Source organism: Pseudomonas anuradhapurensis (assembly GCF_014269225.2).
Lineage (GTDB): Bacteria > Pseudomonadota > Gammaproteobacteria > Pseudomonadales > Pseudomonadaceae > Aquipseudomonas > Aquipseudomonas anuradhapurensis.
This window is the reverse complement of the sequence record NZ_CP077097.1, coordinates 3,344,144-3,359,198: the sequence shown is the minus strand read 5'-3', so window position 1 is coordinate 3,359,198 and position 15,055 is coordinate 3,344,144. Positions and strand designations below refer to the sequence as shown.

General features: G+C 64.6%; 9 protein-coding genes. 4 read left to right on the top strand and 5 right to left on the bottom strand.

What is annotated here, in order from left to right:
• Nucleotides 1–151 precede the first annotated feature (151 nt).
• Nucleotides 152–1,834, top strand: a complete 1,683-nt coding sequence (locus tag HU763_RS15625; protein ID WP_186686924.1) for an AMP-binding protein — start codon at nucleotides 152–154, stop codon at nucleotides 1,832–1,834.
• Between the two features lie 140 nt (nucleotides 1,835–1,974).
• Here HU763_RS15625 and HU763_RS15620 read toward each other — a convergent pair whose 3' ends face one another.
• Nucleotides 1,975–2,136, bottom strand: a complete 162-nt coding sequence (locus HU763_RS15620; protein WP_170030651.1) for a hypothetical protein — start codon at nucleotides 2,134–2,136, stop codon at nucleotides 1,975–1,977.
• A gap of 141 nt (nucleotides 2,137–2,277) precedes the next feature.
• Between HU763_RS15620 and HU763_RS15615 the strand changes: the two genes are divergently transcribed.
• The 3 genes from HU763_RS15615 (at nucleotide 2,278) to glgB (ending at nucleotide 9,978) form a co-directional block, all read left to right on the top strand.
• Nucleotides 2,278–4,296 (top strand): alpha-1,4-glucan--maltose-1-phosphate maltosyltransferase, encoded by a 2,019-nt coding sequence (locus HU763_RS15615; protein WP_186686927.1) that lies wholly within the window; start codon nucleotides 2,278–2,280, stop codon nucleotides 4,294–4,296.
• Nucleotides 4,297–4,450: 154 nt separating this feature from the next.
• Nucleotides 4,451–7,771 carry a maltose alpha-D-glucosyltransferase gene (gene treS, locus HU763_RS15610; protein ID WP_186686931.1) on the top strand — a complete coding sequence of 1,107 codons (3,321 nt, stop codon included), beginning with the start codon at nucleotides 4,451–4,453 and terminating at the stop codon, nucleotides 7,769–7,771.
• On the top strand, nucleotides 7,768–9,978 hold the full coding sequence (glgB, locus tag HU763_RS15605) for a 1,4-alpha-glucan branching protein GlgB (RefSeq protein WP_186686934.1): 2,211 nt from the start codon (nucleotides 7,768–7,770) through the stop codon (nucleotides 9,976–9,978). The genes treS and glgB overlap by 4 nt, the downstream gene beginning before the upstream one ends.
• 108 nt (nucleotides 9,979–10,086) lie before the next feature.
• On the opposite strand, the gene HU763_RS15600 is transcribed toward glgB, so the two are convergent.
• From HU763_RS15600 to HU763_RS15585, 4 genes are all read right to left on the bottom strand, one after another.
• Nucleotides 10,087–11,163, bottom strand: coding sequence for an autotransporter domain-containing protein (locus HU763_RS15600; RefSeq protein WP_186686937.1), 1,077 nt, complete (start codon nucleotides 11,161–11,163; stop codon nucleotides 10,087–10,089).
• 316 nt (nucleotides 11,164–11,479) lie between these two features.
• A complete protein-coding gene (locus tag HU763_RS15595) occupies nucleotides 11,480–12,274 on the bottom strand; it encodes an endonuclease/exonuclease/phosphatase family protein (protein WP_186686939.1) in 795 nt (264 codons plus the stop codon).
• A 177-nt stretch (nucleotides 12,275–12,451) separates the two neighbouring features.
• Nucleotides 12,452–14,605 carry a glycogen debranching protein GlgX gene (gene glgX, locus HU763_RS15590; protein WP_186686941.1) on the bottom strand — a complete coding sequence of 718 codons (2,154 nt, stop codon included), beginning with the start codon at nucleotides 14,603–14,605 and terminating at the stop codon, nucleotides 12,452–12,454.
• Nucleotides 14,606–14,755: 150 nt separating this feature from the next.
• Entirely contained in the window at nucleotides 14,756–15,052 is a 297-nt protein-coding gene (locus tag HU763_RS15585) for a DUF2934 domain-containing protein (protein WP_170030637.1), read from the bottom strand.
• Nucleotides 15,053–15,055: the final 3 nt, after the last annotated feature.

Here is a 15,055-nt window from a genome sequence, read left to right as displayed (position 1 = left end):
GGGGCCGGTGTCGTTCATCACCTTTACGTTAACGTAAACCTGTGCAGGGTGACTGTCAATCGACTCGTCACCTTTACGTAAACGTAAATCTGCGCCAGAGTATTCCCGCTTGCTTCAGCCGTGCCCAGAACAACCACAAGAAGGGACACCCATGAGTCAACCAAGCTATACCCGCGGTCGCCAGGACCAACCGCTGCTGACCCTGACCATCGGCCAGGCGTTCGATGCCACCGTGGCCCGCTGTGCCGATGGCGAAGCCCTGGTCTCGCGCCACCAGGGCCTGCGCTACAGCTGGCGGCAGCTGGCCGAACAGGTCGAAGTGCATGCCCGTGCGCTGATGGCGCTGGGGGTAAATACCGGCGACCGCGTCGGCATCTGGTCGCCCAACTGTGCCCAGTGGTGCATCCTGCAACTGGCCAGTGCCAAGGTCGGCGCGATACTGGTGAATATCAACCCGGCCTACCGCGTGGGCGAGCTTGAATATGTACTGCGCCAGTCCGGCTGCCACTGGCTGGTGTGTGCCGACGCGTTCAAGACCTCCGATTACCATGCCATGGTCCAGCAACTGGTACCCGAGCTGGCTGGCGCCATACCGGGTCAACTGGCCAGTGCACGGCTGCCGGATCTGCGTGGTGTGATCAGCCTCGCGGCCAACCCGCCGTCAGGCTTCCTGCCCTGGCATGCGCTGGCTGAGCGGGCAGGGCAGACCTCTCGCGAGGCTTGCGTTGCGCGCCAGCAGAGCCTGCAGTTCGACCAGCCGGTGAACATCCAGTACACCTCCGGCACCACCGGCGCACCCAAGGGTGCCACGCTCAGCCACTACAACATCCTCAACAACGGTTTCATGGTCGGCGCAAGCCTGGGCCTGAGCGAACGCGACCGCATGGTGATCCCGGTGCCGCTTTACCACTGCTTTGGCATGGTCATGGCCAACCTCGGCTGCATCACCCACGGCAGCACCATGGTCTACCCCAACGACGCCTTCGACGCCGAGCTCACCCTGCGCGCCGTGGCCGAGGAGCGTGCCAGCATCCTCTATGGCGTGCCGACCATGTTCATCGCCATGCTCGACCACCCGTTGCGGGCACACGTGGACCTGTCCACCTTGCGCAGCGGCATCATGGCCGGCGCCACCTGCCCGATCGAGGTGATGCGCCGGGTCATCGACCAGCTGCACATGGCCGAAGTGCAGATTGCCTACGGCATGACCGAGACCAGCCCGGTATCGCTGCAGACCGGCCCGGACGACGACCTGGAGCTGCGTGTGACCAGCGTTGGCCGTACCCAACCGCAACTGGAGAACAAGGTCGTGGACGCCGACGGCTGCATCGTCCCGCGCGGGAAGATCGGCGAGCTGTGCACCCGTGGCTACAGCGTGATGCTCGGCTACTGGGACAACCCGCAGGCCACGGCGGAGGCCATCGACCCGGCCGGCTGGATGCATTCGGGCGACCTGGCGGTGATGGACGAGCAGGGCTATGTGCGCATCGTCGGGCGCAACAAGGACATGATCATTCGCGGTGGCGAGAACATCTACCCGCGTGAGTTGGAAGAGTTCTTCTACACCCACCCGGCGGTGGCCGATGCGCAGGTGATCGGCATTCCGTGCAGCCGGTATGGCGAGGAAATCGTCGCCTGGATCAAGCTGCATCCGGGGCACAGCGCCACGGTCGAGGAGTTGCAGACATGGTGCAAGGCGCGCATCGCGCATTTCAAGGTGCCGCGGCATATCCGTTTCGTCGACGAGTTCCCGATGACGGTGACCGGCAAGGTGCAGAAGTTCCGCATGCGCGAGATCAGTGTGGCGGAGATATCGGCGGTTACTGCTGGTTGATGGGTTGGCTGTTCCGGCCTCTTCGCGGGCACGCCCGCTCCCACAGGTATTTCACAGAGCCCCAGGGCAGTGAAATACCTGTGGGAGCGGGCGTGCCCGCGAAGAGGCCGGCCCTGTCAGCACAAAATCCTGGTCTACCCTTAACCCTTCACCGGTGGCTCCTGGCTCGGTGGGTCACCCACCGTCGGCGGCACGGTCGGCTTGATCGGCAGCTCGTCCGGGTCCTCTTCCGGCACCGGTGGCGGCAGGCTCGGATCGTCGATGTTGGGGTCGGGTGTCTCCGGTGGAATGGGAATGTTCATGGCCTGACCTCGCGTGGGTAGTTGAAGAGGTGCTGCAGGCTTCGACCCCTGGCAGCTGCCGTTCGCTCAATTTTTTTGAACCCCCGCGCCTGCGTATGGCTCTGAACCCTTACTGCCACCAGCCCAAGGGAGCAAGGCCTGATGTCTCTGAAAGAGCCCTTCGAAAGCGTGCCCATGGCCAATGACCACCCGGACCAGGTCATCAGCCTGTCCCAGGCCTTGCTGGCGCCGCGCATTGTCATCGAGGACACCCAGCCGGTGCTCGAAGGCGGCGCATTCGCAGCCAAGGCCATCAGCAACCAGCCGGTTGCGGTCAGCAGCAAGGTATTCAGCGACGGCCACGACCGCATGGCGGTGACGCTGAACTGGCGCCAGGCCGGCAGCCGGCGCATTCATTGCATGCCGATGACCGCGGCGGGCAACGACCTGTGGCTGGCCGAGTTCATCCCCACCGAAATCGGCCCGCACCTGTTCAGTATCGAGGCCTGGATCGACCCCTTTGCCACCTATTGCCATGACCTGGAGAAAAAGTACCAGGCCGGCGTCGACATCAGGCTCGAACTCGAAGAAGGGCGCCTGCTGCTGGGCAAGGGCATCGAGCTGAGCGGTGGTGCCTTGCGCGACCAGCTGCAGGCACTTGCCGACCGGCTGCCCACCCTCGATGAAGACGAGCAGGTGGCCGTGTTCCTCGGCGCCGAGGCCAGCCGGCTGATGGCCGAGGCCGAACACCGCAGCTACCTCACCCGCAGCATCGAGTACCCGTTGGATGTGGATCGCCCGGCCGCGCAGTTCGCCAGCTGGTACGAGCTGTTCCCGCGTTCCTGCACTGACCGCCCCGAGCGCCACGGCACCTTCAACGACGTGCATCAGCGCTTGCCGATGATCCGCGACATGGGCTTCGATGTGCTGTATTTCCCGCCCATCCACCCGATTGGCACCAAGCACCGCAAGGGCCGCAACAATTCCCTGCAGGCGCAGCCCGGCGACCCCGGCAGCCCGTATGCCATTGGCAGTCCGGAAGGCGGCCACGACGCCATTCACCCGCAGCTGGGCAGCCGTGAGGACTTTCGCCGGCTGGTCTCGGCAGCCGCCCAGCACGGCCTGGAAATCGCCTTGGACTTCGCCATCCAGTGCTCCCAGGACCACCCGTGGCTGCAGCAGCACCCTGGCTGGTTCAGCTGGCGCTTGGATGGCAGCATCCGCTACGCCGAGAACCCGCCGAAGAAGTACCAGGACATCGTCAACGTCGACTTCTATGCCCCCGATGCGGTGCCAGGCCTGTGGCTGGCCTTGCGCGACGTGATCATCGGCTGGGTCGAGGAGGGGGTGAAGACCTTCCGCGTCGATAACCCGCACACCAAGCCACTGCCGTTCTGGCAATGGCTGATCGCCAATGTGCGCAGCCACTACCCGGACGTGATCTTCCTCGCCGAGGCGTTCACCAAGCCGGCGATGATGGCGCGCCTGGGCAAGGTCGGCTACGCGCAGAGCTACACCTATTTCACCTGGCGCAATACCAAGCAAGAGCTGCGCGAGTACTTCGAACAGCTCAACCAGCCGCCCTGGAGCCAGTGCTACCGGCCCAACTTCTTCGTCAACACGCCGGACATCAACCCGTTCTTCCTGCAGCATTCCGGGCGCGCCGGCTTTCTCATCCGCGCCGCCCTGGCGACCATGGGCTCGGGCTTGTGGGGCATGTATTCGGGCTTCGAGCTGTGCGAGGCGGCGGCCTTGCCGGGCAAGGAGGAATACCTGGACTCGGAGAAGTACGAGATTCGCCCGCGCGATTACACCCAGCCGGGCAACATCATCGCCGAGATCGCCCAGCTCAACCGCATCCGCCGGCAGAACCCGGCGCTGCAAACCCACCTGGGCGTAACGTTCTTCAACTGCTGGAACGACAACATCCTGTACTTCGCCAAGCGCACGCCCGAGCGCGACAACTACATCCTGATCGCCATCAGCCTCGATCCGCACAATGCCCAGGAGGCGCACTTCGAGCTGCCATTGTGGGAGCTGGGGCTGGATGACAACGCCGAGACCCATGGCGAGGACCTGATGAACGGCCACCGCTGGTCCTGGTATGGCAAGACCCAGTTCATGCGTATCGAACCCTGGCACCTGCCATTCGGGATCTGGCGTATCGAAAAGCTGCGGTAAACCTGTGGGAGCGGGCGCGCCCGCGAACACCGGCAAAGCCGGTGCCCTGCACTGCGGCGCCTGATTCGCCGGCCCGCCCGCTCTCACAGGGCCTGTGTAAAGTCAGTTGCTTGTGCATGGGGCCAGAGCAACCTGTAATTGAAAGGAGTCGCACATGGCCAAGCGTTCCCGCCCGGCAGCCTTCATCGACGACCCGCTGTGGTACAAGGACGCCGTCATCTACCAGCTGCACGTCAAGTCGTTCTTCGATTCGAACAACGACGGCATCGGCGATTTCGCCGGCCTGATCAGCAAGCTCGACTACATCGCCGAGCTGGGCGTCAATACCTTGTGGCTGCTGCCGTTCTACCCCTCGCCACGCCGCGACGATGGTTACGACATCGCCGAATACAAGGCCGTGCATGCCGACTACGGCAACCTTGCCGACGCCCGCCGCTTCATCGCCGAGGCGCACAAGCGCGGCCTGCGGGTGATCACCGAGCTGGTCATCAACCACACCAGCGACCAGCACCCCTGGTTCCAGCGCGCCCGCCACGCCAAGCGCGGCAGCAAGGCGCGGGACTTCTACGTATGGTCGGATGACGACCAGAAGTACGACGGCACACGCATCATCTTCCTCGACACCGAGAAGTCCAACTGGACCTGGGACCCGGTCGCCGGCCAGTACTTCTGGCACCGCTTCTATTCGCACCAGCCGGACCTCAACTTCGACAACCCGCAGGTGCTCAAGGCGGTGATCGGCGTCATGCGCTTCTGGCTCGACCTGGGTGTCGATGGCCTGCGCCTGGACGCCATCCCCTACCTGATCGAGCGCGACGGCACCAACAACGAGAACCTCGCCGAAACCCACACCGTGCTCAAGGCGATCCGCGCCGAGATCGACGCCAACTACCCGGACCGCATGCTGCTGGCCGAAGCCAACCAGTGGCCGGAAGACACCCGCCCGTACTTCGGTGAAGGCGAGGGCGACGAATGCCACATGGCCTTCCACTTCCCGCTGATGCCGCGCATGTACATGGCGCTGGCCATGGAAGACCGCTTCCCGATCACCGACATCCTGCGCCAGACCCCGGAGATCCCGGCCAATTGCCAGTGGGCGATCTTTTTGCGCAACCACGACGAACTGACCCTGGAAATGGTCACCGACCGCGAGCGCGACTACCTGTGGAACTACTACGCCGAGGACCGCCGCGCGCGCATCAACCTGGGCATCCGTCGGCGCCTGGCGCCGTTGTTGCAGCGTGACCGCCGGCGTATCGAATTGCTCACCAGCCTGCTGCTGTCGATGCCCGGCACGCCCACGCTGTACTACGGCGATGAGCTGGGCATGGGCGACAACATCTACCTCGGCGACCGCGATGGTGTGCGCACCCCCATGCAATGGTCGCCAGACCGCAATGGCGGGTTCTCCCGTGCCGACCCGCAGCGCCTGGTGCTGCCGCCGATAATGGACCCGCTGTACGGCTACCAGACGGTCAACGTCGAAGCCCAGGCCAACGACCCGCACTCGCTGCTCAACTGGACCCGGCGCATGCTGGCGGTGCGCAAGCAGCAAAAGGCCTTTGGCCGAGGCAGCTTGCGCACGCTGACGCCGAACAACCGGCGCATCCTCGCCTATATCCGCGAATACACCGATGCCGACGGCAACACCGAGGTCATCCTGTGCGTGGCCAACGTCTCGCGTGCCGCGCAGGCGGCCGAACTGGAATTGTCACAGTACGCCGGCAAGGTACCGGTGGAGATGCTCGGTGGCAGCGCCTTCCCGCCGATCGGGCAACTGCCGTTCCTGCTGACCTTGCCACCCTATGCCTTCTACTGGTTCCTGCTGGCCGAACACGATCGCATGCCCAGCTGGCACATCCAGCCCACCGAGGGGTTACCCGAATTGACCACGCTAGTGTTGCGCAAGCGCATGGAGGAGCTGCTCGATGCCCCTTCCAGCGATACCCTGCAAGGCGCCATCCTGCCGCAGTACCTGCCCAAGCGCCGCTGGTTCGCCGGTAAGGAAAGCCCGATCGACCAGGTACGGCTGTGCTACGGCGTGCGCTTCGGCACGGCCACCACGCCGGTGCTGCTCAGTGAAATCGAAGTGTTCAGCGACGGCGTGGGTAGCCGCTACCAACTGCCGTTCGGCCTGTTGCGAGAAGAACAGATCAGCACAGCGCTGCCCCAGCAACTGGCCCTGTCGCGGGTGCGGCGTGCCCATCAGGTCGGCTTGATCACCGATGCCTTCGTCCTCGAACCGTTCATTCGCGCGGTGCTGCGGGCCTGCCAGGATGGCCTGCACCTGCCCTGCGGCCGTGGCGAGGGCGAACTGCGCTTCCAGTGCACCGCGCAGCTGGCAGGGCTGGGGCTGAACGAGGAAAGCGCGGTGCGCTACCTCAGTGCCGAGCAGTCCAACAGTTCGGTGGTAATCGGCGACCAGGTGGTGCTCAAGCTGATTCGCCGGGTCAACCCGGGGGTGCACCCGGAGCTGGAAATGAGTGCCTACCTGACCGCTGCCGGGTTTGCCAATATCTCGCCGTTGCTGGCCTGGGTCAGCCGCGTGGACGAGCAGGGCGCGCCACACCTGCTGATGATCGCCCAGGGCTACCTGAGCAACCAGGGCGATGCCTGGGCCTGGACCCAGAACACCCTGGAACGGGCCATTCGCGACCAGATGGAACCAGCCAGCCTCGACACCGAGGTGCACACCGACGCGCTGGCCGAGCTGACCGGCTTTGCCGCCTTGCTTGGTCAGCGCCTGGGCGAGATGCACCTGCTGCTGGCTGCGCCGAGCAACGACGAGGCCTTCCAGCCGCGGCCGAGCGATGCTGCCGACAGTGAACGCTGGAGCGCGCAGATCAGTGCCGAACTGAGCCGTGCCCTCGACCTGCTGGTGCAGCACCGTGAGCACCTCGACAGCGACAGCCAGGCATTGGTCGACGACCTGCAGCAACAGCGCGACGGCCTGGCCCAACACGTCGCCGAACTCACCCGCCAGGCCCAGGGCGGCCTGCTGATGCGCGTGCACGGCGACCTGCACCTGGGCCAGGTGCTGGTGGTGCAGGGCGATGCCTACCTGATCGATTTCGAAGGCGAGCCGGCCCGGCCGCTGCAGGAGCGGCGGGCGAAACACAGCCCGTACAAGGACGTCAGCGGCGTGCTGCGATCGTTCGACTATGCTGCTGCCATGATCCTGCGCAGCGCGTCTGCGGTCGACCTTTCCGACCCGGCGCGGCAGGCCCGGCAGCGGGTTGCCAGGCAGTACCTGCACCAATCGCGGCATGCCTTTGTCGAAGCCTACGGGCTCGCCACCGCGGCCATGCCCCATGCCTGGCAGCAGGCCGAAGGCGAACGTGCCGCACTGGAGCTGTTCTGCCTGGAAAAAGCTGCCTACGAAATCACATACGAAGCCGAAAACCGTCCAACTTGGCTGGCCGTGCCTTTGCATGGCCTGCATGGACTGATCAGTACCTGGGGAGAGTCAGAATGAACGTAACAACGCGTGAAAACGGCGGCCTTCGGCAACGGGACCTCGATGCCCTGGCCCGCGCCGAGCACGCCGACCCATTTGCGGTACTCGGCCCCCATGGCGACGGCAGTGGCGGGCAAGTGGTCCGCGCCTTCCTGCCGAATGCCCTGAAAGTGCGCATCCTGGCCCGGCATGACGGGCGCATCCTGGCCGAAATGGAGCAGGGCAGCCTGCCAGGCTTGTTCACTGCGCACCTCGACGAGGCGCACCCGTACCTGCTGCAGATCGCCTGGGCCGGCGGCGAGCAGATCACCGAAGACCCCTACAGCTTCGGCCCGCAACTGGGCGACATGGACCTGTACCTGTTCGCCGAGGGTAACCACCGCGACCTGTCCGGGCGTTTCGGCGCGCAGCCGACGCAGGTCGATGGTGTCGACGGTGTGTGCTTCTCGGTGTGGGCGCCCAATGCACGCCGGGTCTCGGTGGTGGGCGACTTCAACAACTGGGACGGCCGTCGCCACCCGATGCGCCTGCGCCACAGCGCCGGGGTGTGGGAACTGTTCGTGCCGCGCCTGGGCGTGGGCGAAACCTACAAGTACGAGGTGCTGGGCAAGGACGGCATCCTGCCGCTGAAGGCCGACCCGCTGGCGCGTGCCACCGAGCTGCCACCGAGTACCGCATCCAAGGTGGCGGGGCCGCTCGCTCACGCCTGGCAGGATCACGACTGGATGGCGCAACGCGCCCAGCGCCATGCCTACAGTGCACCGCTGTCGATCTACGAACTGCACCCGGGGTCGTGGCGCTGCGAACTGGACGAGGCGGGCGATATCGGGCGCTTCTACAACTGGCGCGAACTGGCCGAGCGCCTGGTGCCCTATGTGCAGGAGCTGGGCTTCACCCACATCGAGTTGCTGCCGATCATGGAGCACCCGTTCGGTGGGTCCTGGGGCTACCAGCCGCTGTCGCTGTTCGCGCCTACCTCGCGCTACGGCAGCGCCGAGGACTTCGCCGCCTTCGTCGACGCCTGCCACCAGGGCGGCATCGGCGTCCTGCTCGACTGGGTGCCGGCGCATTTCCCCACCGACGAACACGGCCTGGCACGTTTCGACGGCACCGCCCTGTACGAATACGACAACCCGCTGGAAGGCTACCACCAGGACTGGAACACGCTGATCTACAACCTCGGCCGCAACGAAGTGCGCGGTTTCATGATGGCCTCGGCGCTGCACTGGCTGAAGCACTTCCACATCGACGGCCTGCGGGTCGATGCGGTGGCCTCGATGCTGTATCGCGACTATTCGCGCAAGGCTGGCGAGTGGGTCCCCAACCGCCATGGCGGGCGCGAGAACCTGGAAGCCATCGACTTCATCCGCCACCTCAACGGTGTGGCAGCCCATGAGGCTCCAGGGGCGCTGATCATCGCCGAGGAGTCCACCGCCTGGCCCGGTGTCAGCCAGCCAACCCAGCAGGGTGGCCTGGGCTTTGCCTACAAGTGGAACATGGGTTGGATGCACGACACCCTGCATTACATCCAGAACGACCCGGTGCACCGCACCTACCACCACAACGAGATGAGCTTCGGGCTGATCTATGCCTATTCCGAGCACTTCATCCTGCCCATCTCCCACGACGAAGTGGTCCACGGCAAGCACTCGCTGATCGACAAGATGCCCGGCGACCGCTGGCAGAAGTTCGCCAACCTGCGTGCCTACCTCACCTTCATGTGGGCGCACCCGGGCAAGAAGCTGCTGTTCATGGGCTGCGAGTTCGGCCAATGGCGCGAGTGGGACCACGACAGCGAACTGGACTGGTACCTGCTGCAATACCCTGAGCACCAGGGCGTGCAGCGCCTGGTCAGTGATCTCAACCGGCTGTACCGGGATATTCCTGCGTTGCATGAGCAGGATTGTCAGCCACAGGGCTTCCAGTGGCTGATCGGTGACGATGCCCAGAACAGCGTGTACGCCTGGCTGCGCTGGAGCAGCAGCGGCGAGCCGGTGCTGGTGGTGGCCAACTTCACTCCGGTGCCGCGTGAGGGCTACCGCATCGGCGTGCCGTTTGGCGAGCGCTGGCAGGAACTGCTGAACAGTGATGCCGAGCTGTATGCCGGGTCGAATGTCGGCAACCTGGGGGTGGTGGAAAGTGACGAGATAGCCAGCCATGGCCAGCCGCAGTCACTGGCCCTGAACCTGCCGCCGCTGGGTGTGCTGGTGATGAAGCCGGCCTGATCTTCTGCCTTTTCGCGGGCATGCCCGCTCCCACAGGTACGGCGCCAGCCTCTGGCCCGGGTGCTATCCCTGTGGGAGCGGGCGTGCCCGCGAAAGGGCCGAACCTGCCTACCACCGCATCCTGACCCCAAGGCTGCCAATCAATCCGTTCAGGTCATTGTCATCCACGTCACTGCTGTAGTCGGCACTGACAAACAACGCCACCGCCGGCGTCACCCGCGCCACCAGCCCCAGACCCAGTTCCACCGTGGTGGAATAACGCGAGCTGGAGATCTTGTCGACCTGGTCCAGCTTCACCTCATCGGCATTGCTGAAGTCATACCACACGTTGGTACGCACGTAGGGCTCGATCGGCATGCCGCGCACATCGTAGCGCCCGGACAAGCGGGCACCGACCCGGCCACTCCAGCTCGGCTGGCTGTCGAAGGCCTGCAAGGTCTCTTCCTGGGCCTGGTTGCCGGGGAAGAACTGCTGGTTGATCAACTGCGCCTGCGGCTCGATCACCCACCCCCCACCCAGGCCGATCGGGATGCCACCCTCCAGCGAGAGGGTCATGGCGTGGCCGCTGTCGTCCAGGCGCTGGCCATTCTCGCCGCGGCCGTTGATGTCTATGCGCGAGCCCATGGCCACGGCATCCAGGTGCCAGCCCTGTTCATGGGTCATGCTCCAGTAAACGCCGAGGCTCTCGCCGCTCAGGTTTACTGCATTGCGTTGGTTGTCGCCGAGCCGCCGGCGCATGCCGTTGAAGTGGGTCTGCAGGTTGTTCTGCCCCACGAAGATGCCCGCACGGTGCACATTGCCGGCTGCCGTTTCACGCACGAACAGGTCCGGGCCGATGCTCAGCTGCTGGCTGGGTGCCTCCAGCGGGGCCGGTGGCTGCACGCCGCTGTGCGCGGGGCTGGGGAAGAACTGCGCCCACTGGCTGGCGTCCAGGTCCGGTACGGGTTGCCCGTGGCGCGCGCTCATTGCTTGTGAAAACGCATTCAGGGTACCGATGCTCAAGCCACTGGCGCTGACCGGGTCGAGCGACAGCTGCGGTGGCGCGAGTTGCTGCAGGAAACCGGGCGCTGTGGGGTCATCCTGCAGTTCGTACGCGATCGTTTCCACCGGGGTTGCCAGAAGCAGCGACGTGGAAACCGCATAGAAAATGCTGTCGAAGCGCGAGGGGTTCGAGGTGCTTTTCATGGCGGATCTCCTTGGTTTTTTGGGGTACAGCCTGGGACCTGGCCTGAGGTCACGAGCTGTACCGAAAAAACAGTGGGCGACCCAAACCAGCACGCCAGCTTTCGCGGACGCGCACGAAGGCGCGAGCTAGAGGGCCCGGCGCGAGATATTCAGTGTTAGACAAGATCAGCTAAGGAGAGGCCGCCGCTTGCGTCAAGAAAGCGTGAAAAAAGCATAGGTGTCGCGTGATCTTGATCAACGCTTTGATTTTATTGAATAAAGTTTGCGGCATAGCCGGGTTCGCTATTTGCCGTCACTGCACTATGAAAAATGATTGCTAAAGCCTGACTTCCACTGCCAGGGGCAGGTGATCCGACAGGTGCGACCAAGGTTTGTGCCCCAGAATACGTGGGCCATGGCTTTCCGCGTTGCGCAGGTAGATGCGGTCCAGGCGCAGCAGTGGCAAGCGCGCAGGGTAGGTGCGGGCGAGGTGGCCGTGATGGCGCTCGAAGGCCTCGTGCAGGTCGCGCTGCAGGCCCAGGGTGCGGTTGCCGTGGGATTTCCAGTCGTTGAAGTCACCGGCGATGATCACCGGGGCGTCGCCGGGTAATGATTCAAGCAGTCTGCGCAGCAGCAGCAGCTGTTTCTGGCGGTGGCTTTCCAGCAACGACAGGTGCACGCAGATGGCATGCACGTTGTGCTGCCCGGGAACGTCGAGAATGCAATGCAGCAGGCCGCGGCGTTCGGGGCCGGTGATCGACACGTCGAGGTTGCGGTGTTCGATGATCGGGTATTTGGAGAGCAGGGCATTGCCATGGTGGCCGTCGGGGTAGACCGCGTTGCGGCCGTAGGCAAAGTCGCTCCACATGCTGTCGGCAAGGAACTCGTACTGCGACGTCTGCGGCCAGCCGGGGTAGCGTGCCGCGTGGCGATCGTGGCTGCCGAGCACTTCCTGGAGGAACACGATATCGGCCTGGGTGCTGCGCACCGCCTCGCGCAGCTCCGGCAGGATGAAGCGCCGGTTGAAGGCGGTGAAGCCCTTGTGGGTGTTCACCGTCAGTACCCGCAGGCGCTTCACGGCCGGGGCCTGGTTGACGCTGGCGAAACCTTTACCGCCGGCTTCGGGGTTCACGGTGGCTCCTCAGGTAACGGTTTACACGCTTCAGTGTAGAAGCGGCCTTGCGTCGCGAAAGGGCCGCCCGGCGGCCCCCGTTTCCGTCAGCATGCCAAGCCGGGCCGGGGCCGCTCTGCGGCCCTTTCGCGACACGAGGCCGCTCCTACACAAGGGACCCATGCCGGCGGTACAGGTTCACTCCTCGTCGCGCTGCAACACCATCAGCAGCAACGACCGCCCCTTGACCTCGAAGCTGCTGTCGAACTGCAGGTGCTGGCCCTTGCGCAGTTCCGGCCGGTCGGTATCGACCAGGCAGCTCCAGTAATCCCCTTCAGGCACGCTCGGCAGTTTGAACGGCACGATGTCATGGTGAGCATTGACGATCAGCAGCACGGTGGCCTCGGCGCCTGGCCGGGCAATGCCACTGACCTGGGCACGGCCATCGATCAGCATGCCCAGGCAGCGCCCGTGCGGGTCTTCCCACTGCTCCACACTCATCTCGTTGCCGTCTGGTGCCAGCCAGGTCACGTCCTTGACCCCGATGGCTTCATTGTAGTCACCCACCAGGAAGCGCGAACGGCGCAATACCGGGTAACTGAGGCGCAGCCGGGTCAGGCGCTTGACGAACTTCAGCAACTCCTGGCCTTCCTCGTCCAGCTCCCAGTTCACCCAGCCGATTTCGCTGTCCTGGCAGTAGGCATTGTTGTTGCCGTGCTGGGTACGGCTGAACTCGTCGCCGGCGACGATCATCGGCGTGCCCTGGGCGAACAGCAAGGTGGCGAAGTAATTGCGCATCTGCCGCATGCGCAGGGCATTGATCCCCGGGTCCTGGGTGGGCCCCTCGACGCCGCAGTTCCACGACAGGTTGTTGTCGGTGCCGTCCTGGTTGTTCTCGTCGTTGTCCTCGTTGTGCTTGTCGTTGTACGAAACCAGGTCGCGCAAGGTGAAACCGTCATGGGCGGTGATGAAGTTTACCGATGAGTACGGCCGTCGGCCGCGGTTGTTGAACATGTCGCCGGAGGCGGTCATGCGCGCGGCAAAGTCGGCCAGCTGGCCCTCGTCACCTTTCCAGAACGCCCGCATGGTGTCGCGGAAGCGGTCGTTCCACTCTGCCCAGCCCGGGGCGAAATTGCCCACCTGATAGCCGCCCGGGCCGCAGTCCCAGGGCTCGGCGATCAGCTTGACCTGGCGCAGCAGTGGGTCCTGGCGGCAGGCAACGAGGAAGCTGTGGCGCTCGCTGTAGCCTTCATGGTAGCGGCCGAGGATGGTCGCCAGGTCGAAGCGGAAGCCGTCCACATGCATCTCGCCGGCCCAGTAGCGCAGTGAATCGGTGACCAGTTGCAGCACGCACGGGTGGCTGAGGTCCAGCGTGTTGCCGGTGCCGGAGTCGTTGATGTAGTAGCGCTTCTGGTCGGGCATCAGCCGGTAGTACGAGGCATTGTCGATACCGCGCATCGACAGCGTGGGCCCCAGTTCGTTGCCCTCGGCGGTGTGGTTGTAGACCACGTCGAGAATCACTTCCAGCCCGGCGTCGTGCAGGTGCGCGACCATTTCCTTGAACTCGGCGATCTTGCCACTGGCCAGGTAGGCCGGGTGGGGGGCGAAGAAGGCGATGGTGTTGTAGCCCCAGTAGTTGTTCAGGCCTTTCTGCAGCAGGTGCTGGTCGTTGACGAAGGCATGGATCGGCAGCAGCTCGATGCTGGATACCCCCAGCTCCTTGATGTGCCCGAGCAGCTCGTCGTTGGCCAGGCCGCCGAAGGTGCCGCGCAGGTGTTCCGGCACGGCGGGGTGGCGCATGCTGATGCCCTTGGTGTGGGCTTCGTAGATGATGGTGCGCTCCCAGGGGATCTGCACGCGCTCATCGCGGCCCCAGGTGAACGCCGGGTCGATGACCTTGCACTTGGGCACGAACGGCGCACTGTCGCGCTCATCGAACGACAGGTCGCCGTCGGGGTGGCCGATGGTATAGCCGAACAGCGCTTCGGACCACTTCAGCGCGCCGACCAATTGTTTGGCGTAAGGGTCGATCAGCAGCTTGTTGGGGTTGAAGCGATGGCCGTTCTCCGGCTCGTACGGGCCGTGCACGCGATAGCCGTAGATCAGCCCAGGGTGCGCGTCGGGCAGGTAACCGTGATAGATCTCGTCGGTGTATTCCGGTAGCTCGATGCGTTCGATTTCCTTTTCACCGGTCGGGTCGAACAGGCACAGCTCGACCTTGGTGGCGTTGGCCGAGAACAGGGCGAAGTTGACGCCCAGGCCGTCCCAGGTGGCGCCGAGGGGGAAGGGCAGGCCTTCGCGGATGCGCGAGGGAGCAACGGAGCGGGTTTTCTTGGGCGTGCGCGGGCTCATGACGGTCCTCGAATGGCCGGGTGTTGGGAACGGAACGATGGATGGCTGGCCGGCCTTTCGCGGGCACGCCCGCTCCCACAGGGATCTCCCCAGCCGCTAGCCAGTACAGGCTCGTGGCAGCGGGCTTACCGCGAAAGGGCCGGTAGCGGCTCAGCCGGCAGTGGGCTTCTTCACCGCACGTGGTTTCTTCGCCGCAGCCGGCTTAACGCCCGGCAACGCCGCTACCTTGGGCTCGGCGGGCGCCTTGGGCGCTGCCGCTGCTTTTGGCTTGGCCGCTACCTTGGCTTTGCCGGCGGCCTTGGGCTTGGCCTCGGGGGCCAACGCCTCGGCTTCGGCAAGCTTGCGCGCCATGTCCCAATGGCGGCTTTCCTGGCCCTCCGGTTTACCCTCCGATTCCCAGATCTGGTAGGCGAATTCGCGTACTCGTTTTTCATCGACACTCATCACGAC

Coding starts and splice junctions, on each gene's coding strand:
- HU763_RS15625 (WP_186686924.1), top strand. CDS start 152: ATGAGTCAACCAAGCTATACCCGCGGTCGCCAGGACCAACCGCTGCTG.
- HU763_RS15620 (WP_170030651.1), bottom strand. CDS start 2,136: ATGAACATTCCCATTCCACCGGAGACACCCGACCCCAACATCGACGAT.
- HU763_RS15615 (WP_186686927.1), top strand. CDS start 2,278: ATGTCTCTGAAAGAGCCCTTCGAAAGCGTGCCCATGGCCAATGACCAC.
- treS (WP_186686931.1), top strand. CDS start 4,451: ATGGCCAAGCGTTCCCGCCCGGCAGCCTTCATCGACGACCCGCTGTGG.
- glgB (WP_186686934.1), top strand. CDS start 7,768: ATGAACGTAACAACGCGTGAAAACGGCGGCCTTCGGCAACGGGACCTC.
- HU763_RS15600 (WP_186686937.1), bottom strand. CDS start 11,163: ATGAAAAGCACCTCGAACCCCTCGCGCTTCGACAGCATTTTCTATGCG.
- glgX (WP_186686941.1), bottom strand. CDS start 14,605: ATGAGCCCGCGCACGCCCAAGAAAACCCGCTCCGTTGCTCCCTCGCGC.